The organism is Leifsonia sp. McL0618 (genome assembly GCF_049994905.1).
Classification (GTDB): Bacteria; Actinomycetota; Actinomycetes; order Actinomycetales; family Microbacteriaceae; genus Diaminobutyricibacter.
The window spans coordinates 667,217-687,528 of record NZ_CP188258.1; the positions used below are offsets into that span (position 1 = coordinate 667,217).

Consider the following 20,312-nt stretch of genomic DNA (forward strand, 5'->3'; position numbering starts at 1 on the left):
CCCGCCGACGATGCCCATCCGTGACGATGGACAGACCTTCCCATCGACGCGAAAGGCGGAGCCGTGCGAACGCAGGTCGCCATCATCGGAGCCGGTCCAGCCGGACTCCTGCTCGGTCACATCCTGCGCCGCGCCGGCATCGACTTCGTGATCCTCGAACAGAAGTCGCGCGACTACGTGCTCGGGCGCATCCGGGCCGGCGTGCTCGAGCAGGGCTCCGTCGACATCCTGCGCGACCTCGACCTCGACGCCGACCTCCAGGAGCGCGGGCTCACCCACCACGGCATCTACCTGCAGTACGAAGGGCAGCGCCACCACGTCGACTTCCTCGAACTGGTCGGTCGCACCGTCACCATCTACGGGCAGCAGGCGCTTGTGCGGCACCTTCTCGCCGAACACGACCGTTTCGGCTCCGACGTTCGGTTCGACGTTGATGCCGTGCTTCCCCACGCGATCGATTCGAACGCTCCGTACGTCACGGCCCGTGACGCGGGTGACGAGCTTCGCGTCGATGCCGACTTCATCGTGGGCGCCGACGGCTATCACGGAGTATGCCGGCCGGCCATTCCCGGGGTTGCCGCCTACGAGCGCGGCTACCCGTATGCCTGGCTCGGCATATTGGCCGATGTCGCCCCGTCCACCGACGATCTCATCTACGCCCTGCACCCCGACGGCTTCGCCATGCACTCGATGCGGTCGCTCGAGGTCTCGCGGCTCTACCTCCAGGTCGACCCCGACGAATCCATCGAGGAGTGGTCGGATGACCGCATCTGGGATGCGCTCCAGGAGCGCCTCGGGGTCCCCGGCTGGACACTGCAGCAAGGCCCGATCACCGAGAAATCGATCACCCCGATGCGCAGCTTCGTCGCCTCCACGCTCGAGCACGGCCGGCTCTTCCTCGCCGGAGACGCAGGCCACATCGTGCCGCCGACCGGGGCGAAAGGACTCAATTCCGCCATCGCCGACGTGGCACTCCTCGGGCGCGCCCTCATCGCACAGCACGGCGGCGACGAGTCGCCGCTGCGTGCATACAGCGGCTCCGCACTCGCTCGCCAGTGGAAGGTGCAGCAGTTCTCCCAGTGGATGACGGAGCTGCTTCACGTCGATCGCCGCCTCGCGCCATCCGAAGCGGCGTTCCGCTATCGCAGCCAGGTCGGCCGGCTCGAATTCACCACAGCGTCGCGGCATGCCGAAGCGGCGCTCGCCGAACAATACGCCGGACTCCCGTTCTGAGAAGGCACATCACATGACAGAACCCACCCAAAACCAGATCAGCGCCGAGATCGCGGCCGCGCATGCTGCTGCGGTCTCCGCCGGTCCGCTGCCGCAGCAGGCGCTGCGCGACTTCGCACCGTACCGGAGCTCCGTGCTCCGTCACCCGACCCACGAGCTCGTGCGTGCCGACCCGGAAGAGATCGAACTCGTCTCGCCCGCCTTCGGGCATTCCGATGTCGGTGAACTCGAGAACGACCTCACCATCCAGCACAGCGGTGAGCCGCAGGGCGAACGCATCGTGGTCACCGGCCGGGTGCTCGACGGCGACGGACACCCGGTTCGCGGCCAGCTGATCGAGATCTGGCAGGCCAACGCGGGCGGGCGGTACGTGCACAAACGCGACCAGCATCCTGCCCCGCTCGACCCCAACTTCAGCGGCGTCGGCCGTGCGATCACCGACGACGACGGCTCCTACCGGTTCATCACGATCAAGCCGGGGCCGTACCCGTGGCGCAACCACCGCAACGCGTGGCGGCCGGCGCACATCCATTTCTCGCTGTTCGGAACGCAGTTCACGCAGCGGCTGATCACCCAGATGTACTTCCCTGGCGACCCGCTGTTCGCGCTCGACCCGATCTACCAGTCGATCGTCGACCCGGCTGCGCGCCAGCGTCTCGTCGCCGGGTACGATCACGAGCTGAGCGAGCCGGAATGGGCGCTCGGCTACCGCTGGGACATCGTGCTCACCGGCAGCAGGGCCACCTGGATGGAGCCGGAGGAAGGCGAGCATGCCTGAAGACACGAACGCCGCCCGGGAATTCCTCCAGACGCCGTCGCAGACGATCGGCCCCTTCTACGGGTTTGCCCTGCCCTACGACGGCGGGCCGCAGGTTGCTGCACCATGGCGAGCCGACGCCATCCGCCTGCATGGCATCGTCTACGACGGGGCCGGCGAGCCGGTTCCGGATGCGCTGCTCGAGGTCTGGGGTGCAGACGGCGACGGCGTCCCGATCGCCCGCGCGGGCAGCATCACCCGCGACGGCTACACGGTGACCGGCTTCGGGCGCGCGCCGACCGACCGCACCGGGGTGTATTCGTTCACCACGGTCAAACCCGGACCGACCCGGGAAGGGGTCGCCCCCCACCTGCTTGTCACGGTGTTCGCGCGCGGCCTGCTGCACCACCTCTTCACCCGTGCTTACTTCGGCGACGAACCCGAACTCAACGTGACCGATCCTTTCCTCGCCGGCGTGCACGAGTCCCGGCGCACGACCCTCATGGCCGCGCCCGACGCGGAGCGGAGCTACCGGTTCGACATTCGCCTCCAGGGCGACGGCGAGACCGTGTTCATCGACTTCCGGGGGGATGGCCGTGGCTGACCCTTTCGACTGGGGACTGCTCGAGCCGGCCGGCCAGTCCGGCATGGCTGCCTCCGACGACGCTGTGCTGGAGGCGCTCGTCGACGTGGAGCGTGCCCTCGTGCTCGCCTGGGCCGACCTCGACGGCACTGATGGCGAAGCGCTTGCCGCGCTGCTCGACAGTTCCGCAGTCGACCGCGATGCCCTGCTCGCCGGAGTCCGGGCCGACGGTGTGCCGGTCGTGGCGCTGGTCGAACAGCTCAGGGTGCAGGCGGGCGAGCAGGCCGCGAACGTGCACCGTGGAGCGACCAGCCAGGACATCGTCGATTCCGCACTCATGCTCGTCTCGCGTGGAGCGCTCGGCGGGGCACGCCACCAGCTCGCCGAGGCGGGCAACGCGCTCGGCGCCCTTGCCCAGCGCGAGAGGATGACACCGTACGTCGCGCGCACGCTCAGCCAGGCAGCGGAGCCGACCACCCTCGGCGCCGCCATGGCCGCGTGGCTCGATGCCGTGTCGTCGTCGGTGGCGGCCGTCGACGCAGCAGCGTTCCCGGTCCAGCTCGGGGGAGCCGTCGGCACCGGCGAAGCGTTCGAACGTCTCTCCGGCCGGGCGGATGCGCCCTGGGCACTGCGCGCCTCCCTTGCCGAGCACCTCGGTCTGGCCGACCCCGGGCGTGCCTGGCACACCGACCGCGCGCCGGTCCTCGCCGTCGCGGCGGCGGCTGCCCAGGTGTGCGCGACGGCGGGGCGCGTGGGAAGAGACCTTGCCCTCGGGGCGCGCGACGGCACCCTCCTGCCTGACAGCGGTGGCGCGTCATCCGCAATGCCCCACAAGCGCAACCCTGTGGATGCCGTGATCCTCACCGCCAACGGCCTGCGCGCCGCGGGCCTGATCGCGACCCTTCACGCCGCAGCGCTCAGTTCCGATGCGCGGCCGGCGGGCGAATGGCACGCCGAATGGCAGGCCTGGCGCGGGCTGCTGCGCCTCGCCGCCGAAAGCGCGGCGGTGCTCGCGCATGCCGTCTCCCACCTCGTCGTGAGCGCGCCGGCCGCGACCGCATCGACCGCGCCCGCATCGGATGTGGCGGTGGCCGCGGCCGGTACCGTCGTGGATGCGGCCGTCGCCCGGTTCGTCGCGCTCACCCCCGAAACCGAGAGGCCCCAGTGACCGTTCCCACCCTCCGCGGATACCTGTCGCCGGCGGCCTCTACCGCAGCGGCAAGTCCGCTGCTCGTCCTGCTTCCGTCGCTCGGCACGACCACAGACCTCTGGGATGGCGTGGTCGCCAGGCTGACGGCCACGTCGGAGGCGCCGCGCATCCTCCGGGTCGACCTGCCCGGGCACGGCGCATCGCCTGTCACCCGCGACAAGCTGACCGTCTCCGACCTGGCCGCCGGTGTGCTGAGCCTCGTCGACGAACTCGGTGGGGGAGCGTTCCACGTCGCCGGCGACTCCCTCGGTGGCGCGGTCGCGCTCGAACTCGCGATCGCAACGCCAGAGCGCGTGCTCAGCCTCGCCATGTTCTGCTCGGGCGCGAGGATCGGCAGCCCTGAGTCGTGGGCTCAGCGCGCCGCGCAGGTCCGGGCATCCGGCACCTCCTCGGTCGTCGCGGGAAGCGCCGAACGCTGGTTCGCACCCGGCTATCTGGACGCGCATCCCGACGGACCCGGCCCGCGGGCGCTCAGCACTCTGATGGAGATCGACGACGAGTCCTACGCTCGGTGCTGCGAAGCGCTCGGCGCGTTCGACCGCTCGCAAGCCCTGGCCCAGGTGCACGCTCCGGCGCTCATCGTCGCAGGGGGCCACGACCCCGTGTGCACGCCGGCGTCGATGCACGAACTGGCCGCATCGCTGCCCGGCGCCCGGTTCGTGGAGCTGCCCGATGCAGGCCATCTCGCTCCGCTGGAAGACCCGGATGCGACTGCCGCACTGCTCGCGGACCACTTGCGAACGCCGAGTGCATCGGAGCGCGGAATGGCCGTGCGCCGCGCTGTGCTGGGCGACGAACACGTGGACCGCGCGACCGCTGCGATCACCCCGGAGACCGCAGACTTCCAGGACTTCATCACCCGGTACGCCTGGGCCGAGGTCTGGGCCCGCCCGCAGCTCACCAGGGCCGAGCGCTCCATCGCGACACTCGCCAGCCTGGTGACCGGAGGCCACGAGGCCGAACTGCGGATGCACGTGCGCGCGGCGCTCCGCAACGGGCTGACGCGCACCCAGATCGCTGAAGTGATCCACCACACCGCGCTGTATGCGGGACTCCCGGCTGCGAATGCTGCTCTCGCCGTGATGCGCGAGGTGTTCGCAGAGCAGCGTGATGGGGCCAAGCCCGGATCCGAGGCCGAACGCGCAGCCCACCCCGAGGAGACCAATGGATAAGACCTACGCGAGCGCCGCCGAAGCCGTCGCCGACATCCCAGCCGGAGCCTCTCTCGCTGTCGGCGGGTTCGGGCTCTCCGGCGTGCCGATCGTTCTGATCCGCGCGTTGCTCGAGCGGGGCATCGACGGGCTCGAGGTCGTCAGCAACAACTGCGGCGTCGACGGCTGGGGGCTCGGCGAACTGCTGGCGGCCGGGCGCATCCGTCGGGTGATCGCCAGCTACATCGGCGAGAACAAGGAATTCGCGAGACAGTACCTCGGCGGCGAAGTGGAGGTCGAGCTCACGCCGCAGGGAACTCTCGCCGAGCGGTTGCGGGCGGGCGGCGTCGGCATCCCCGCGTTCTACACCGCGACCGGGGCCGGCACGGCCGTCTCCGACGGGGGGATGCCCATCCGCTACGCCGCGGACGGCTCGGTGGCAGAGCAGAGCGGGCCGAAAGAACTGAGGCCGTTCGACGTGTTCGGGCGCGCCCGCGAATACGTGCTGGAGACGGCCATCAGTACCGACTTCGGACTCGTCCGGGCTGCCGTGGGCGATCGCCACGGCAACCTCCGCTTCGAGAAGTCGGCCCGCAACTTCAACCCGCTGGCCGGGATGGCCGGACGCGTCACGATCGCCGAGGTCGACCGTCTCGTGGAGCCCGGCGAAATCGACCCGGACGACATTCATCTCCCCGGCATCTACGTGGACCGGGTCGTCGTGCTGACAGCCCAGCAGTCCTCCGACCTGCCCATTGAAAAGGTCACGGTCCGGCCGCGACCGGAGGGACACTGACATGGCGCGCACTCGCGACGAGATGGCCGCACGTGCTGCCCTCGAACTGACCGACGGCGACTACGTGAACCTCGGCATCGGGCTGCCGACGCTCATCCCCAACCACCTCCCCGAGGGTGTGCACGTCGTGCTGCACTCCGAGAACGGCATCCTCGGTGTCGGTCCCTACCCGTGGGAAGGCGAAGAAGACCCGAAGCTCATCAACGCGGGCAAAGAGACGGTGACCGTGCTGCCGGGCGCGAGCTACTTCGACTCGGCGGCGAGCTTCGGAATGATCCGAGGCGGCCGTATCGCGACCGCTGTGCTCGGTGCGATGCAGGTCTCCGCCGCCGGCGACATCGCGAACTGGGCCGTCCCCGGAAAGATGGTCAAAGGGATGGGCGGCGCCATGGACCTGGTCAACGGCGCCGAGCGCGTGATCGTGGTGATGGAACACGTCGCCAGGGACGGGTCGGCGAAGCTCGTCGAACACTGCACACTTCCGCTGACCGGGCGCGCGTGCGTCGATCGCATCATCACCGATCTCGCCGTCATCGACGTCACCGACGACGGGCTCGTACTGCGGGAGCTCGCTCCCGGGGTGACGGTCGAGGAGGTCGTCGCCGCGACAGGCGCGCAACTGACCATCGCCCTCGGGGAGTCCGCGGATGCCTGAGCTGCGCGATGTCGTCATCTGTTCGCCTCTGCGAACACCCGTCGGCCGCATGGGCGGTGTTCTCGCACCGCTGAGCGCACTCCAGCTTGCCGAGACCGTGCTGCGCGCTCTCGTCGAGCGCACCGGAATCGACCCGGCCGCGGTGGATGGCGTCATCGGCTCGCAGGGATACCCGACGATGGAGGCGCCGGCGTTCGGCCGCGTCGCTGCGCTCAACGCAGGCTTCCCGGTGACGACCACCGGCTACCAGCTCGACCGGCGCTGCGGCTCGGGCCTGCAGGCCGTCGTGAACGCCGCCATGGAAGTGCAGACCGGCGTGAGCGATGTCGTCGTCGCGCTGGGTGCCGAGTCCATGTCGAACGCGCCGCTCTACACCGAGCAGGGTCGTCGTGGCCTGCCGCCGGGTGGGCTGTTTCTGCACGACGCACTCGCCCGGGGCCGGGAGACCGTCGGCGGCCGCGACTATCCGACCCCGGAAGGCAACGTCGGCACCGCCGAAGAGCTGCGCCGCCGGTACGGGATCACACGCGAAGCCCAGGACGCACTCTCGCTCCGCTCGCACCAGCGGGCCGTCGCCGCCCAGGAATCAGGCGCGTTCGACGCCGAGTTGGTGCCCGTGGAGGTGCCGGCGCGCCGCGGAGCCGTCGTCGTCGACCGTGACGAGCATCCGAGGGCCGACACCTCCCTCGAAGCCCTCGCCGGGCTGCGGCCAGTGCTGCAGCGGGCCGACCCCGACGCGACGGTGACTGCGGGCAACTCGAGCGGGCAGAACGATGCGGCCGCCGCGTGTATCGTGACCACCCCGGCACGGGCTGCGGCGCTCGGCCTCACCCCGGGCATCCGGCTGCGGTCCTGGGCTGTGGCCGGCGTGGACCCGCGCGTCTTCGGCATCGCACCGGTGCCCGCGGCCCATCGCGCGCTCGAACGGGCCGGCCTCGGCTGGTCCGACGTCGACCTGCTCGAACTCAACGAGGCGTTCGCCGTGCAGGTGCTCGCCTGCCTCGCCGACTGGAACATCGACGCGGAAGACCCGCGACTCAACCCGCGCGGCAGCGGCATCTCGATCGGGCATCCGATTGGTGCGACCGGTCTGCGCATGCTGGCGACACTCGCGAACGAGCTCCCTGCCCTCGACGGAACGCTCGCCGTCGAGACGATGTGCATCGGCGGTGGCCAGGCGCTCGCCGCGGTGTTCGAGCGCGTCTGAGCTCGCCGCGAGAGGCGCCGACCCGAGGCTACGCGGCGGTGATGCCGCCGTCGATCACGAGTTCAGATCCCGTGATGAACGACGCCGCGTCGCTCGCCAGGTACAGCGCTGCCGCGGCGACCTCGCTGGGCGTGCCGAGACGCCCGAGCGGCTGCCGCGCGACGAGCTCCGCGCGGTGCGCGACCGGATCGCCGGCCTCATCCAGCAGGCGGCCCACCCAGGGTGAGTCGACCGTGCCGGGGCAGATGCAGTTGCAGCGGATGCCCGCCTTCGCCCACTGCACAGCGATCTGTTTCGTCAGGGCGATGACAGCACCCTTGCTCGCGCAGTACGCTGCCCGGTCGGGGAGCCCGATCGACCCCGCCACCGACGCGGTGTTGACGATGACGCCGTGACCGGCTTCGAGCATCCCGGGCAGCACTGCCCTGCTCATCAGGTAGGTGCCGCGCACGTTCACGCTGAAGACGCGATCCCACTCCTCCGGCTCGCAGTCGATGAGATTCTTCGTCGAACCGATGCCCGCATTGTTGAACAGGGTGTCGACCGGGCCCTCGGCGAGCGCTGCGCGCACCGCCTCATCCACCTGGTCGGCCTGGGAGATATCGGCGCTCAGGCGCAGCACACCGTCGGGGATCCGGTCTGTCGCGAGATCGATGCCGACGACCTCTGCACCGCGCGCCAGCAGCCCGTGCACCAGTTCGAGCCCGATGCCGGACCCCGCCCCGGTCACGATCGCACGGCGACCGCGGAAGTCGTCGACGTGGAGAGGTCGAACCTGGCTGCTCATGCGTTGTTCTCCTTCGAGGCGGGGTGCCCGTATGCTGCCTGCTCCAGGCCGCGGATGTAGCCGATTGCGAACAGGCGTCCGAGTGTTTCGTATCCCGGGCGCTGGTTCGACTCTCCGGCGAGGGTCGGAACGTGATCGGGTCGCATCGGGCCCTCGAAACCGATCTCGTGGTAGGCGCGCATGCATTCGGGAAGGTCGGTCTGGCCGGCGTCGTGGAAGGTCTCCTCGAACTTCTCGACCGTGCCTTTGACATCGCGGAAGTGCACGAAAGGGATCTTCTCCGACCCGAACTCCCGGATCAGGCTCGGCAGGTCGGTCTCACCGTCGATCACTTCGCGCATGAGGGCGAAGTTGCCCTGGCAGAAGGTGATGCCACTGTTCTCCGAGGGGACGATCTCCAGCAGCCGGCGGTAGGCGGCGACCGAGCTCATGATGCGTGGAAGGTTCCGGTCCCAGGGGCGGGGCGGGTCATCCGGATGCAGTCCGAGGCGAACGCCGGACTCCTCTGCCACCGGCACGACCGCTTTCAGGAAGTATTCGAGCGCCGACCACATCTGTTCCGGGGTGACCTCGCCGGGCTGCACGAGGGGAGGCTTCTCTTCTGACACTTTCAGCTCGAAGCCGGTGACGAGAGCGCCACCGCGGGCCGGGATGGCTGTGTCGGTGCGGCCCCAGCTCGACAGCGCCATCCAGTTGTAGCAGAGGGTGGGGATGCCCAGCTCACCCATCGCCTTCACCTGGGTGATGACGTTGTCGATCTCCTCGTCGCGGCCGGGGAGGCCCAGGCGCGCCTTGTCCATCGGGGCGCTGTCTTCGAAGCCGACGACGCTGAAGCCGTGGTCGGAGAACAGTTCGGCGTTGTGCTTAAGTGCCTTCTTTCCCCAGGGAACATCGTCGGCGTCGATGTCGCCGAAACCCTTGGCGCCGACGGATGCGAACATCCGCTGGTCCTGCTCAGCACCGTTGAGGAGCCCGACGATCGTGTCGACCCCGCACTGCTTGATGAGTTTCCAGGATGCCTCCGGCCGCGGCGGCAGCATCTCGCTCAGTTTTATCGTGGACATCGGTGACCTTTCGTGGCAAGTCGTCGGTGGGCCGGCGCCGGATCAGGCGTCGGGAAGCGGTGCGGCGATGCGGCAGAGCAGTCCGCCGTCGACGGTGATCTGGGCTCCGGTGACGAAGCTCGCGCGGTCGCTCGCGAGGAACGAGACGACTTCACCGATCTCGCCCGGCTGGGCGATCCGGCCGAGCGGATGCGCGCTGCCCCAGTTCGCGAGAACCGACTCGATCCCCGCAGGGGTGCCGTCGGAGAACTCGGCCGCCGAATTCCGGAGCATCGGGGTGTCGACCGAGCCGGGCAGCACGCTGTTCACCCGCACCCCGTATGCCGCCTCATCCACCGCCATCGCCCGGCACAGCGCATTCAGTGCGCCCTTGCTCGCGACATACGCGGCGACGAGGTTCTGGTTTGCGACACCCTGGACGGAGGAGATCACTCCGACGCTGCCGTTTCCGGTCGAGCGGATGGCGGGAAGCGCGACGTGCGCTGCCAGGTAGACGCCCTTCACGTTCACGTCGAAGACCTCATCCCAGAGAGCGGGGGTGGTGTCGACCACATCGCCATACCTCTGGATTCCGGCCGACGTGGCCAGATGGTCGAGTCGCCCGAACTCACTCAGCGCGAGAGCGACCGCGCGCTCACTCGTCGAAATGTCGTCGATCGGACCGATGGTCGCCACAGCGCGGCCGCCGACCGCCTCGATCTCTGCAACCGTCTGGTCCGCAGCATCCTGAACCAGGCCGTGCACGACGACGGACGCTCCCTGGCGGGCGAAAGCCAGGCAGATGCCCTTGCCGATGCCTTGTGAACCGCCCGTGACCAGCACGACTTTTCCGTCGTGATCTGCCATCTCTGCTCCTCTCGTTCGTCTCAGCTCAGTGTGTCGCGCCGGAGTGCAACACGCTGAGGCTCGTCGTGATCGTCGTGGTCTGTTCTGGTGCGAGGGCGAGCACGCTACGCCGGTGCGGCCCCGAGGTCTGGGTGCTGGCCGGCTCGATGGCGATGACGCGCGCGCGGCCGAACCACGGGTAGTCCTCGCTGTAGTTGAGCTCTTCCCAGAACCAGGCGAACGGCAGGTGTTCCGCATCCCACTCGACCTCGACCGCGAGCCCCGTGCGCGTGTTGGTCACCCGATACCAGGGCCGATCGAAGTCGGAGAGCCAGCCGAAGACCAGGTGGGCGCTACCGGGCGCGCGAAGAACCCGGAGGTCGAGGGCCTCACCCTCGATGGTCGTCGCGTTCGGCCAACCGAATTCTGCGCCCGCCGCCAACGGCCCGGTCGTCTCCGGGTCGGCGGTGAAGCGCCGTGCGCCGGTTTCGATGCGGCACTCGTCGGTCAAGAGGTCCGCGCCGAAAGCCGGATGCTGCACGTAGTCGAACTCGAGCGCCTGGGTGCTGAGGTTGGTCAGGCGGTCCTGCACCCGCAGGGTGTTGCCGCTCAGTCTCACGTCCCGCTCGATACGCACCGGCAGGCTCAGGAGCGCGAGGCTCAGGATGGCGAAATGGTCACCGACCTCGGCGACCGTCCAGGCCGACATGGCCACCTCGCCGTGGAAGCCGACCGGCGCGCCGTGGACGAGCCGCGGAGCTCCGGCATTCGGCGACAGTGTCTGCCAGCCGCCGCGGTAGCCGGCGAAGAAGTTCGCGAACGAGTCGGTGCTCACGACGGGCGCGCCGGCGAGCACCTGTTCGGCGCGCTCGCGCGTCGGTGTCGACCACATCACCTCGGATCCCGAGTCGTTGTCGACGACGGAGAGCACCTCGGCGCCGCGACGCGGGTCGACGGCGACGGTGAGCTCCCTGTTCCGAAGGACGATCGCGTGAGAGGGAAGTGCGGTCATTACGTGGTTCCCGTCCTAGCCGGCGAACGCGGAGACGGGGACGCCGCGGGTCCCGGTGGCGAGTGCGAACACCGACCCGGCGTCCGGCTGCGCGTCCAGCTGGTCGGCGTCGAGGCCGGATGCGGCGCTCGTGATGTAGAGCGTGCCATCCGCCCCGAATGCGCACGACGACGGCTGCGCCACCGGCATCTGCACGCGGCCGGTGACCTGACCGCGGCGGTCGACGCGCAGCACCTGGCCGCCGCCCCACATGGCGATCCAGATGCCGCCGTCCTGGTCGACGGTGAGCCCGTCGGGCAGCCCGTCCGCTTCGTCGAACGTCCTCACCACCTCGAGGTCGCCGATCTCGCCGCGCTCGGCATCGAACGGAGCGGACAAGAGCTGGCGCGCCATCGAGTCGACGAGGTAGAACTCGGTGTCGTCGGCGTTCCAGCCCAGACCGTTGGGGAGGGTGAGGCCCTCGTGAACGACACGCGAGACGGTGCCTCCGTCCCAGACGCGAAGCGCTCCGCGGCCCGGTATGAACTCCATGTCGTTCATGCCGGCCCAGAGGCGGCCCCGCGAGTCGCATTTGGCGTCGTTGCTGCGCAGGTCAGGTGAGGTGAAGTCGGGGGCGACCACCGTCAGCTCACCGTCGGCAACGAATCCGTAGCCATCCGAGACGGCCACCGCGAAACCGGGCGCCTTCTGCCGGGGAACGGCGGCGCCGAGCATCGTCGCCAGAGTCGTCGACCACTGGTCGCCGGTGGCGAGGTCTGTTTCGAAGAGGTCGCCGCGGGTGATGTCCACCCACACCAGCCGTCCCGTGCGGTGGTCGAAGACCGGCCCTTCGCCGACCTCGGAGCGGGCGCGGATGACCACACGCGGTTCGTCGAATTCCTGCACTGACGTCACTGTCGTTGTCCCTCTCGTGTTCTCGCTAGAGCATATGTACTTGTATACTTGTTTGCAAGTACAGCCGGTGAGAGGAACCGTCATGTCGGCCGAGTCGCCATCACCTGATCCGGGTTCCAGGGTGCAGGCTAGGGGGCGACCCTTCGAGGTGTTCGGCGAGCTGAGCCCGCCATCCCCGCCACCGCCGGGTGGCCGACGGTCCGACTGGGTCTACGACGAACTCAGCGAGGCGATTCGAAGTCTTCGCCTGCCTCCGGGGGCCGCGTTGTCCGAACCGGCTGTGGCCGCCTGGCTCCAGGTCAGCCGGGCCCCCGCGCGCGAGGCGATAACCCGGCTGGCGGACCACGGGCTGGTCACTGTCGTTCCACAGGTGGGCACGCAGGTCGCGCCGATCTCGATGCGGTCGGTGAAAGATGCGGTGTTCATCCGGAACGCACTGGAGACCAGTGCCTTCCAGGATGCGATCGGCAAGAAAGACCTCGAGACACGAGAACTGCAGATCATGGTCGACCGCAACCGGCAGGCCGGACTCGACAAAGATCCGGACGCGTTCTTCGAAACCGACGAGCGCCTGCATCAGCTCGTATTCGCATTGGCCGGCGTTCCCCACGTGTGGGACCTCGTTCGCGGAACGAAGCTCCAGCTCGACCGGCTGCGGCACCTGAACCTCGAGGCGGCCATCGACTATCCGGAGGTCGTGCGCGAGCACCAGCAGATCGTCGATGCGCTCGACAATCGCAATGAAGCCGATGGCGTCGAGATCATCCATCAGCACTCGTATCGCATCCTCGGGGACACCGAGGAGTTGCGAAGGAAGCACCAGGAGTACTTCACCCCCTGAGCGCCGCCTCTTCCGGAACCGAGAGCACCTACGCCGCGCACGCGGCGTAAACCAGAGCACTACGCCGACAGGGCGGCGAGCAGGCCCTCGAAGTCGTTGCGGCAGCCCTCGCACCCTTTCAGGTGCGCTGCGATTCCGGGGTAGCGCTTCGCCGCATCCAGGCCGGCGAGGATGAGCTCGACGTAGACGTGCATCAGCGACATCGTCTTGTCGCAGCCGGCGTCGTCCGGCTCTGTGCGCAGGAAGGCCGAGAGGCTGGAACGTGCGCTCATCGCGTCTCCCTCCCGTCGGCTTCCAGATACCCGTTAGTGACAAGGTAGACCCGCAACTTTCGCCGCGCATCGAACACTGTTTTGTAGAGGGCGCCGCGCGTGGACTTCATACGGAGCGCCAGGGCGTCGATCGGGATGCCGTCGACGACAACTGCGAGGAACACCTGGCGCTGCCGCCGCGACAGTTGCGTTTCGACGGCATCCCGCACGGCCGCGAGCAGCTCGGCATCCTCTGACGCGTCTTCAGGCGAGATGCCGAGGCGGTCGGGCAGTCGCTCCCAGTCGGGGCCCTCGAGCGGAACGGTCGGATGCTGCCAGAAGTGCCTGCCCACTTTGGTCGACACCTCGAACATGGCGAATTTGCACGCCCAGGTCGTGAAGCGGCTCTCCCCGCGGAACTCGTGGAGTCGGCGGATGACCGCGATCACCGCATCCCCCGCCGCCTGGTGCGCAAGGTCGTCGAGTTCGGGCCCCGCGACACGTATCGCGGCGGCACGTCGCTGCACCTCGCTGTGCGACACCCGCAGCAGCAGTTCGTAGAGGCGATTGGTCGCCTCCCGTTGCACGGCTCCGCCCGCGGTGAGCGTACGTCGCCACTCGGCGGTCTCGGCCTCGGCTTCGGGGGAGGGGCGCCACGGCGGCTGCGGAATCGCGTCGGTGGCGTCCATGTGCTCGATGCTACGGGGTCGCGCCCGGGCGTGAACCTGAGATTTCGCTGAGCGCGGCGGACCCGGCGCGTAAGCATCTGCGTGCCGCCGTCACTAACGCGGGGAAGCACCACCATCGAAGCAACGAAGGAGAATCATGAGAACCGCAGTTCGTCTTGCTTTTGCGGGAGTGGCGGCCATCGCCGCGACCGCGCTCTTCGCCACCCCAGCGCTCGCCTCGCCGGCGCCTGCCGGATTCGATCATCCGGCCTCCGCCGTCTTCGTGCAGACCGACGGCCTCACCGGCAATGCCGTCGTCGCCTACGACCGGGCGCCCGACGGCTCCCTCCACCAGGCCGGCACCTATGCGACCGGCGGACTCGGCGGGCAGCTCGCGGGTTCGGTCGTCGACCATCTCGCATCGCAGGGGTCGCTCGTCTACGACCGGGGACTGCTGTACGCGGTGAATGCCGGCAGCGACACCGTGACGGTCTTCGCGGTTCGCGGTGACCGGCTCCTGCGCATCGAGACGCTCGGCTCCGGCGGAGCCTTCCCGGTCAGCGTGGCGACGCACGGCGCGTTCGTCTACGTGCTGAACGCGCGCAACGGCGGCACCGTGCAAGGGTACGTGCGGCTCGGCGACCTGCTCGTGCGGATTCCGTCCTGGAATCGCGCACTGGGCCTGAATGCCGCCCAGACACCCGAGTTCACCAGCACCCCCGGGCAGGTCGCTTTCACGCCTGACGGGTCGAAGCTCGTCGTCACGACGAAGGGTAACGGCAGTGCGATCGACGTCTTCGCGGTGAGCCGTTTCGGAGCCTTGTCACCCCAGCCGGTGAAGAATGTCGAATCGGGTGCTGTTCCGTTCGCGGTGACCTTCGACGCAGGCGGGCACCTGGTCGTCGCCGAGGCCGGAACCAACGCGGTCGCGACGTTCAGCATCCAGGCCGACGGCACCCTCGCACTGGTCGCACAGGCCGCGACGGGCCAGGCCGCGACCTGCTGGATCGCTGGAACCGGAGCATCCCTGTTCGCCTCGAACGCTGGAGGCAACAGCCTTTCCGGCTTCCGTGACGTCGGCACCGGGTCGCTCGTAGCGCTCGGCAACACGCCGACCGACGTGGGAACGGTGGATGCGGCGGTCTCCGGAGACGGCAACTTCCTCTACGTGCAGACCGGCAAGGCGGGCATCGTCGACGCGTTCCGGATCGGGGCGGGCGGCAGCCTCACCGCGGTCGGCTCGGTCGTCGTGCCCAACGGTATCGGCGGGGAGGGAATCGCAGCCCTTTAAGGCGCGGATCCGAGGGGTGCGAAAAGTGGCGTTCGCCAGCGCGTTCAGACCACTTTCCGCACCCCTCATAGGTGTTCGCCCCGCCCGGTGGGAGGATCGTGCCATGACCGAGCCCGACCTCTTCTCCCTGCCGAAGGCCGAACTGCACCTGCACATCGAGGGCACGCTGGAGCCCGGCCTCGCGTTCGAACTCGCCGACCGCAACCGCATCCCTCTGCCATTCGAATCGGTCGACCACCTCGCGTCCCAGTATGACTTCACGAACCTGCAGTCGTTCCTCGACCTGTATTACGCCACGATGAACGTTCTGCGGACCGAAGACGACTTCGCCGAGCTGACCCGCCGCTACCTGAAGCGCGCGACCGAGCAGGGTGTGCGCCACGCCGAGATCTTCTTCGACCCCCAGGCGCACGTCGCGCGCGGGGTGCCGTTCGAAGCGATCGTCGACGGGATCGGTGCGGCGCTCGCCGAAGCGGCCCGCGACCAGGACGTGTCGGGCGGCCTCATCCTGTGTTTCCTCCGCGACCACTCGGTCGACAGTGCGCAGAACATCCTCACCGCCGCACTCGACCGCGTCGACAGCCTGATCGGCGTCGGACTCGACTCGGCGGAGGTCGGCTACCCGCCATCCCTTTTCGCGGCGGTTTTCGACCGGGCCCGCGCCGCCGGCCTGCACGCCGTCGCCCACGCCGGCGAGGAGGGCCCTGCCTCATACATCAGCCAGGCCCTCGACGTGCTGCAGGCCGAGCGCATCGACCACGGCATCCGTGCCGTCGACGACCCCAGGCTGGTCGAGTTCCTGGCCGAGGAAGAGATCGCGCTCACCGTCTGCCCCCTGTCGAATGTGCGGCTCCGTGCCGTGCCCGACCTGGCCGCGCATCCGCTTCGCGCCCTGATGGATGCGGGCGTGCGCGTCACGATCAACTCAGACGACCCGGCGTATTTCGGCGGCTACATCGGCGACAACTTCGTGGCGGTCAGCGATGCGCTCGGGCTCACCGCCCTCGAAGCGATGCGGCTCGCGCAGAACTCGGTCGAAGCGGCTTTCGCTCCGCTCGACCGCAAGGTCGCGCTGTTGCACGAGATCGATGGATGGGCGAAGCAGGCGGGCGTTCCGCTCACCTGACCGGCGGCGCGGCCGTCACTCCTCGCCGATGTCCTCATTCCAGAGCGTCGGGTTCGCCTCGATGAACGCGCCCATCATCGCGATCAGTGCCGGGTCGTTGACGATGGTCAGGTCCACGCCGTTCTCGGCCAGCCAGTCCTGGCCGCCGAGAAAGCTGCGGTCGTCGCCGACGATGATCCGTCCGATACCGAACTGGCGCACGAGGCCGGAGCAGTACCAGCACGGCGACAGGGTGGTCACCATGACGGTGTCGCGGTAGCTGCGCTGGCGGCCGGCGTTGCGAAAGGCGTTCGTCTCGGCGTGCATGGACGCGTCGCCGTCCTGCACCCTGCGGTTGTGCCCGCGGCCCAGCAGGCGGCCGTCTGCTGTGAACAGCGCAGCGCCGATCGGGATGCCGCCCTCGTCGGCGCCGAGCCGGGCCTCCTCTGCTGCGATCGACAGTTTCTCCGCATCCGTCGGATACAGCATCTCGGATGGCGTGAACCGCCCGCCCGCGTCGCTCACGCTACGTCGTCCGCCGCGTCGACACCCACCACGACGGTCGGGGCCCCGGCGAACGGAGCGCCGAGTTTCACCTTGAACGCCCGGAAGAGCACCCAGTACAGAACGCCGGCGAGCAGGAAACCGACCAGCGGCGTGAGGTCGCCGATCTGCGGCGCCGCCTTCGCGATGAGCCCGATGTACAGCACCTGGTTGGAGAACAGCCAGATCGAGATGACACCGGCGACGACGAGCGAGATCGCGCCGGCCGGGTTACGGTACTTCGCGTGGTCGGGCACGATGCTGGCGATCTCCGTGCCGCGGCGCAGCAGGCGGTCGGTGAGCACGATGCCGAGCCACGGGGCGATCCAGTAGGCGATCACCAGCAGGAAGTTCTCGTAGTTGGTGCCGGCGTCGGCCAGGGCGCTCCAGGCGATGAAGAAGCCCAGCACGCCGAAGCCGAGTGCGACGATCGCCCGGCGCAGCCGGAACGGGATCTTGATGCCGGCAGCGAGGAACGACATCGCGCCGGAGTAGATGTTGAGGGCGTTGGCGGCGATGGCGCCGATGGCGATCGCCAGGAGGGTCAGGTCGCGCACGACGACCGGCATGCTCGCGGTGAACGAGCCCGTCGGGTCCGACATGTTGAATCCGGCGATCGTGGCTGCCGCGGCCCCAGCGGCCATCAGGACGATGCAGCTGATGAAGTTGCCGAGGCCGGCGGCCCAGCCGATCGCCTTCGCGCTGGCGTTCGCCGGGAGGTAGCGGCTGTAGTCCGACGCGTAGGGGTTCCAGCCGGCGGCGTAGCCGAACGCGGCAGCCGCGGTGAGGGTGAACCCGGCGAAGCTGAACCCGCCGCCCTTGACCGGGCCGGCGATGTTGGCGTGCATGAAGATCGTGATGGTCGCAACGAGGAAGATCGCGCCGAGCACGTAGCTCGCGTAACGCTCGAACACCTGCACGAGGTCGTGGCCGATGAACGCGACGAGCACTTCCACGACGACCACGATGAGAAGGGCCAGCACTGTCGACATGCCGGTGAGGGTGGCGAGGGCGAAAGCTCCGCTGACCGAGTTGACGGCGAACCAGCCGAGGCCGGCCATCACGGTGTTGAGAGCGCTGGGCAGGATGTTTCCGCGGCTGCCGAAGGCCGTGCGCCCGATGACCATCTGGGCGAGCCCCTCGCGAGGGCCCCAGGTGGAGAGGATGCCCTGGGTGAGAGCGCCGAGCGCTGTGCCGAAGGCGAGGGCGAGCATCGCCTGCCAGAACCCGAGGCCGAAGATGGCGATCGCGAGGACTCCGACGAAGATGGTCGCGAACTCGAGGTTCGGGGCCGACCAGGTCGCCAGCAGCTGCCAGGGCGACCCGTGACGCCTCTCGGAGGGGATCGCCTCGATGCCACCGGACTCGATGGTTGCGGCGCTGGAGCGGGGAGCGGTGGCGGTTGCGGCGTCTGTCGCCGAGGCGTTGGTCATGTCGGAACTATAGGTTCGACCGGGCCTTCAGGGGAACACGCGCGGCCGATTTCACAAGACGTTTACAAAGGGGGACGGGCGCGGGGTGCGCACGCTCTGCGCACCCCGCCGTCCGTCAGTCGGCCAGCCCGATCGCGAAGCTGACCGAACCGCGTTCGTCGAGCGTCGCATCCAGCACCTTGTCGTCGAGGGCGACGGCCGCGGCCGGCTCGAGGAACACCCGCGCGCCCTCACTTTCGACGACGAGGTCCAGCGGTTCGGGGGCTTCGGCCACGCCCACCGAGAACGCTGTGTTCTCGGCGTTGGTGCTGCTGATGCGCAGCCCGGTGTCTTCGCTGCCGGGTACCTGTGCAGCCAGGGTCTTGACGATCTCGTTCGCGTTCTCAGTCAGGGTGAGCATGCTCTTCCTTCCGGTTGGCGTTCAGAAGTCAGCTACGTTTCCCCACCTCGTGCTGCGTCTCAACCCCGAACGCCCGATTGCCAGCGAGTTCACACGAACCTGCGCTCATACGTCCGCGGTCTCTGTCGCCTCGAGTACAGAGACGAACTGCTTGTCGAATTCGGGCAGGTCGTCGGGCTTGCGGCTGGAGACCAGCACGAACGGGCCCTCGTCGAGAACGACCTCCCGGTCGATCCAGTGAGCTCCGGCGTTTCGGTAGTCGGTCTGCAGGCTGGGCCAGCTGGTGAGGGTGCGATTGCCGACCAGGGCCGCCTCGATCAGCACCCAGCCGCCGTGGCAGATGACCCCGATGGGCTTTCCCGCCTCGGCGATCCCTGTGACGAACTCGACGGCGTCCTCCTGCGTTCGCAGTGCGTCCCCGTTGGCGACCCCGCCGGGCAGCATGAGCGCGTCGAAGTCGCCCGGCGACGCGTCGGCCAGGGTCACGTCGACGTCGAAGGTGTCAGCGCGGTCGAGGTGGTTGAACGCCTGCACGGTGCCCGTGTCCTTCGACACGAGCACGGGGGTGCCACCGGCGTCCAGCACCGCCTTCCACGGCTCCACGAGTTCTGCTTGTTCGATTCCTTCGCCGGCGACGAGGAACGCCACCGTCCTGCCTTCGAGTGACATGTCGAGCCCTTTCCCTTCGTTCCTGTTGTCGCGTCAATCAGTACGCCCCGCTGCGCCTGGCGCAAGGGGCAGAATGGACGAATGGCCGGCGTTCCCTCGATCCAACTCAACGACGGAAACACCATCCCGCAGCTGGGGTTCGGTGTGTACAAGATCGCGGATGCCGGCGCAGCGGATGCGGTCGAGTTCGCGCTCGAGACCGGCTACCGCCACATCGACACGGCCGCCTTCTACGAGAACGAACGCGGCGTCGGCGACGGCGTCAGGCGCAGCGGCCTCGCCCGGGAAGACGTGTATGTCACGACGAAGGTGTGGTGGACCGATAACGGGTACGACAGCACTCTGCGGTCGTTCGACGCCAGCCTCGAACGGCTCGGCTTCGACTATGTCGACCTCTATCTGATCCACTGGCCGGCGCCGGCACACGACCGCTACGTCGAGACCTGGCGTGCGCTCGAGAAACTGGCCGCCGAGGGTCGCATGCGATCCATCGGGGTCGCGAACTTCCACATCCACCACCTGGAACGGCTCGCCCGCGAGACCTCCACCGTGCCTGCGCTCAACCAGGTGGAGCTTCACCCGTGGCTGCAGCAGAGGGATGTGCGCGCCTACGACGCAGAACACGGCATCGTGACCGAGGCGTGGTCCCCTCTCGCCCGCGGCCGCATCCTCGACAACGAGCCGCTCGCGCGCATCGCAGCCCGACATGGGGTCTCGCCGGCGCAGGTCGTGATCCGCTGGCACCTGCAGATCGGCAACGTCGTCATCCCGAAGTCGCAGACGCCCACGCGCATCCGCGAGAACTTCGAGGTGTTCGGGTTCACGCTCGACGACGACGACCTCGCCGTGATCGCGACCCTCGACTCCGGCTATCGCACGGGCAAAGACCCCGACGACCTCGGCTGACCGTGGGCGTGCGCGTGCGCGTGCCCTGCAG

23 protein-coding genes are annotated in these 20,312 nt (G+C 68.7%); 12 read left to right on the forward strand and 11 right to left on the reverse strand.

What is annotated here, in order from left to right; translation table 11 throughout:
- Nucleotides 1–63 precede the first annotated feature (63 nt).
- From ACPPVQ_RS03200 to ACPPVQ_RS03235, 8 genes are read left to right on the forward strand one after another with little or no spacing between them, the layout of a single operon-like run.
- Nucleotides 64–1,233: a 4-hydroxybenzoate 3-monooxygenase gene (locus ACPPVQ_RS03200; RefSeq protein ID WP_426518565.1), complete on the forward strand. Its 1,170-nt coding sequence runs from the start codon at nucleotides 64–66 to the stop codon at nucleotides 1,231–1,233.
- 13 nt (nucleotides 1,234–1,246) lie between these two features.
- Nucleotides 1,247–2,011, forward strand: coding sequence for a protocatechuate 3,4-dioxygenase subunit beta (gene pcaH / locus ACPPVQ_RS03205; RefSeq protein WP_426518567.1), 765 nt, complete (start codon nucleotides 1,247–1,249; stop codon nucleotides 2,009–2,011).
- Nucleotides 2,004–2,594 carry a protocatechuate 3,4-dioxygenase subunit alpha gene (gene pcaG, locus ACPPVQ_RS03210; protein ID WP_426518569.1) on the forward strand — a complete coding sequence of 197 codons (591 nt, stop codon included), beginning with the start codon at nucleotides 2,004–2,006 and terminating at the stop codon, nucleotides 2,592–2,594. Before pcaH ends, pcaG begins: the two co-directional genes overlap by 8 nt.
- Nucleotides 2,587–3,741 carry a lyase family protein gene (locus ACPPVQ_RS03215; protein ID WP_426518571.1) on the forward strand — a complete coding sequence of 385 codons (1,155 nt, stop codon included), beginning with the start codon at nucleotides 2,587–2,589 and terminating at the stop codon, nucleotides 3,739–3,741. The genes pcaG and ACPPVQ_RS03215 overlap by 8 nt, the downstream gene beginning before the upstream one ends.
- On the forward strand, nucleotides 3,738–4,955 hold the full coding sequence (locus ACPPVQ_RS03220; RefSeq protein WP_426518573.1) for a bifunctional 3-oxoadipate enol-lactonase/4-carboxymuconolactone decarboxylase PcaDC: 1,218 nt from the start codon (nucleotides 3,738–3,740) through the stop codon (nucleotides 4,953–4,955). The genes ACPPVQ_RS03215 and ACPPVQ_RS03220 overlap by 4 nt, the downstream gene beginning before the upstream one ends.
- Nucleotides 4,948–5,730 (forward strand): CoA transferase subunit A, encoded by a 783-nt coding sequence (locus tag ACPPVQ_RS03225; protein WP_426518575.1) that lies wholly within the window; start codon nucleotides 4,948–4,950, stop codon nucleotides 5,728–5,730. Before ACPPVQ_RS03220 ends, ACPPVQ_RS03225 begins: the two co-directional genes overlap by 8 nt.
- A gap of 1 nt (nucleotide 5,731) precedes the next feature.
- Nucleotides 5,732–6,385: a CoA transferase subunit B gene (locus ACPPVQ_RS03230; RefSeq protein ID WP_426518577.1), complete on the forward strand. Its 654-nt coding sequence runs from the start codon at nucleotides 5,732–5,734 to the stop codon at nucleotides 6,383–6,385.
- Nucleotides 6,378–7,592, forward strand: coding sequence for an acetyl-CoA C-acetyltransferase (locus ACPPVQ_RS03235; protein ID WP_426518579.1), 1,215 nt, complete (start codon nucleotides 6,378–6,380; stop codon nucleotides 7,590–7,592). Before ACPPVQ_RS03230 ends, ACPPVQ_RS03235 begins: the two co-directional genes overlap by 8 nt.
- 28 nt (nucleotides 7,593–7,620) lie before the next feature.
- Here the strand turns inward: ACPPVQ_RS03235 and ACPPVQ_RS03240 are convergent, their stop codons facing one another.
- The 5 genes from ACPPVQ_RS03240 to ACPPVQ_RS03260 are packed head-to-tail and all read right to left on the reverse strand — an operon-like array spanning nucleotide 7,621 to nucleotide 12,174.
- Nucleotides 7,621–8,379, reverse strand: a complete 759-nt coding sequence (locus ACPPVQ_RS03240; protein ID WP_426518581.1) for an SDR family NAD(P)-dependent oxidoreductase — start codon at nucleotides 8,377–8,379, stop codon at nucleotides 7,621–7,623.
- Nucleotides 8,376–9,443, reverse strand: coding sequence for a mannonate dehydratase (locus tag ACPPVQ_RS03245; RefSeq protein WP_426518583.1), 1,068 nt, complete (start codon nucleotides 9,441–9,443; stop codon nucleotides 8,376–8,378). The genes ACPPVQ_RS03240 and ACPPVQ_RS03245 overlap by 4 nt, the downstream gene beginning before the upstream one ends.
- A gap of 42 nt (nucleotides 9,444–9,485) precedes the next feature.
- Nucleotides 9,486–10,289 carry an SDR family NAD(P)-dependent oxidoreductase gene (locus tag ACPPVQ_RS03250; RefSeq protein ID WP_426518585.1) on the reverse strand — a complete coding sequence of 268 codons (804 nt, stop codon included), beginning with the start codon at nucleotides 10,287–10,289 and terminating at the stop codon, nucleotides 9,486–9,488.
- A gap of 25 nt (nucleotides 10,290–10,314) precedes the next feature.
- Nucleotides 10,315–11,280 carry a hypothetical protein gene (locus ACPPVQ_RS03255; RefSeq protein WP_426518587.1) on the reverse strand — a complete coding sequence of 322 codons (966 nt, stop codon included), beginning with the start codon at nucleotides 11,278–11,280 and terminating at the stop codon, nucleotides 10,315–10,317.
- A 15-nt stretch (nucleotides 11,281–11,295) separates the two neighbouring features.
- Nucleotides 11,296–12,174: an SMP-30/gluconolactonase/LRE family protein gene (locus ACPPVQ_RS03260; RefSeq protein ID WP_426518589.1), complete on the reverse strand. Its 879-nt coding sequence runs from the start codon at nucleotides 12,172–12,174 to the stop codon at nucleotides 11,296–11,298.
- Nucleotides 12,175–12,256: 82 nt separating this feature from the next.
- Between ACPPVQ_RS03260 and ACPPVQ_RS03265 the strand changes: the two genes are divergently transcribed.
- A complete protein-coding gene (locus ACPPVQ_RS03265) occupies nucleotides 12,257–13,015 on the forward strand; it encodes a GntR family transcriptional regulator (RefSeq protein WP_426518591.1) in 759 nt (252 codons plus the stop codon).
- 59 nt (nucleotides 13,016–13,074) lie between these two features.
- Here ACPPVQ_RS03265 and ACPPVQ_RS03270 read toward each other — a convergent pair whose 3' ends face one another.
- A complete protein-coding gene (locus ACPPVQ_RS03270) occupies nucleotides 13,075–13,287 on the reverse strand; it encodes a hypothetical protein (RefSeq protein WP_426518593.1) in 213 nt (70 codons plus the stop codon).
- Nucleotides 13,284–13,955 (reverse strand): sigma-70 family RNA polymerase sigma factor, encoded by a 672-nt coding sequence (locus tag ACPPVQ_RS03275; protein ID WP_426518595.1) that lies wholly within the window; start codon nucleotides 13,953–13,955, stop codon nucleotides 13,284–13,286. Before ACPPVQ_RS03275 ends, ACPPVQ_RS03270 begins: the two co-directional genes overlap by 4 nt.
- A 136-nt stretch (nucleotides 13,956–14,091) precedes the next feature.
- On the opposite strand from ACPPVQ_RS03275, the gene ACPPVQ_RS03280 reads away from it, so the two are divergent.
- Nucleotides 14,092–15,225 (forward strand): lactonase family protein, encoded by a 1,134-nt coding sequence (locus ACPPVQ_RS03280; protein ID WP_426518597.1) that lies wholly within the window; start codon nucleotides 14,092–14,094, stop codon nucleotides 15,223–15,225.
- 103 nt (nucleotides 15,226–15,328) lie between these two features.
- Nucleotides 15,329–16,351, forward strand: coding sequence for an adenosine deaminase (locus tag ACPPVQ_RS03285; RefSeq protein WP_426518599.1), 1,023 nt, complete (start codon nucleotides 15,329–15,331; stop codon nucleotides 16,349–16,351).
- A 15-nt stretch (nucleotides 16,352–16,366) separates the two neighbouring features.
- On the opposite strand, the gene ACPPVQ_RS03290 is transcribed toward ACPPVQ_RS03285, so the two are convergent.
- The 4 genes from ACPPVQ_RS03290 to ACPPVQ_RS03305 all read right to left on the reverse strand — a co-directional run bounded on the left by ACPPVQ_RS03290 (nucleotide 16,367) and on the right by ACPPVQ_RS03305 (nucleotide 19,375).
- Nucleotides 16,367–16,855, reverse strand: a complete 489-nt coding sequence (locus tag ACPPVQ_RS03290) for a nucleoside deaminase (RefSeq protein WP_426518601.1) — start codon at nucleotides 16,853–16,855, stop codon at nucleotides 16,367–16,369.
- Nucleotides 16,852–18,306, reverse strand: coding sequence for a purine-cytosine permease family protein (locus ACPPVQ_RS03295; protein ID WP_426518603.1), 1,455 nt, complete (start codon nucleotides 18,304–18,306; stop codon nucleotides 16,852–16,854). Before ACPPVQ_RS03295 ends, ACPPVQ_RS03290 begins: the two co-directional genes overlap by 4 nt.
- 115 nt (nucleotides 18,307–18,421) lie before the next feature.
- Nucleotides 18,422–18,706: a Fe-S cluster assembly protein HesB gene (locus tag ACPPVQ_RS03300; protein WP_426518604.1), complete on the reverse strand. Its 285-nt coding sequence runs from the start codon at nucleotides 18,704–18,706 to the stop codon at nucleotides 18,422–18,424.
- Nucleotides 18,707–18,811: 105 nt separating this feature from the next.
- A complete protein-coding gene (locus ACPPVQ_RS03305; RefSeq protein WP_426518606.1) occupies nucleotides 18,812–19,375 on the reverse strand; it encodes a type 1 glutamine amidotransferase domain-containing protein in 564 nt (187 codons plus the stop codon).
- 81 nt (nucleotides 19,376–19,456) lie between these two features.
- Between ACPPVQ_RS03305 and ACPPVQ_RS03310 the strand changes: the two genes are divergently transcribed.
- A complete protein-coding gene (locus ACPPVQ_RS03310) occupies nucleotides 19,457–20,281 on the forward strand; it encodes an aldo/keto reductase (protein WP_426518608.1) in 825 nt (274 codons plus the stop codon).
- Nucleotides 20,282–20,312 lie beyond the last annotated feature (31 nt).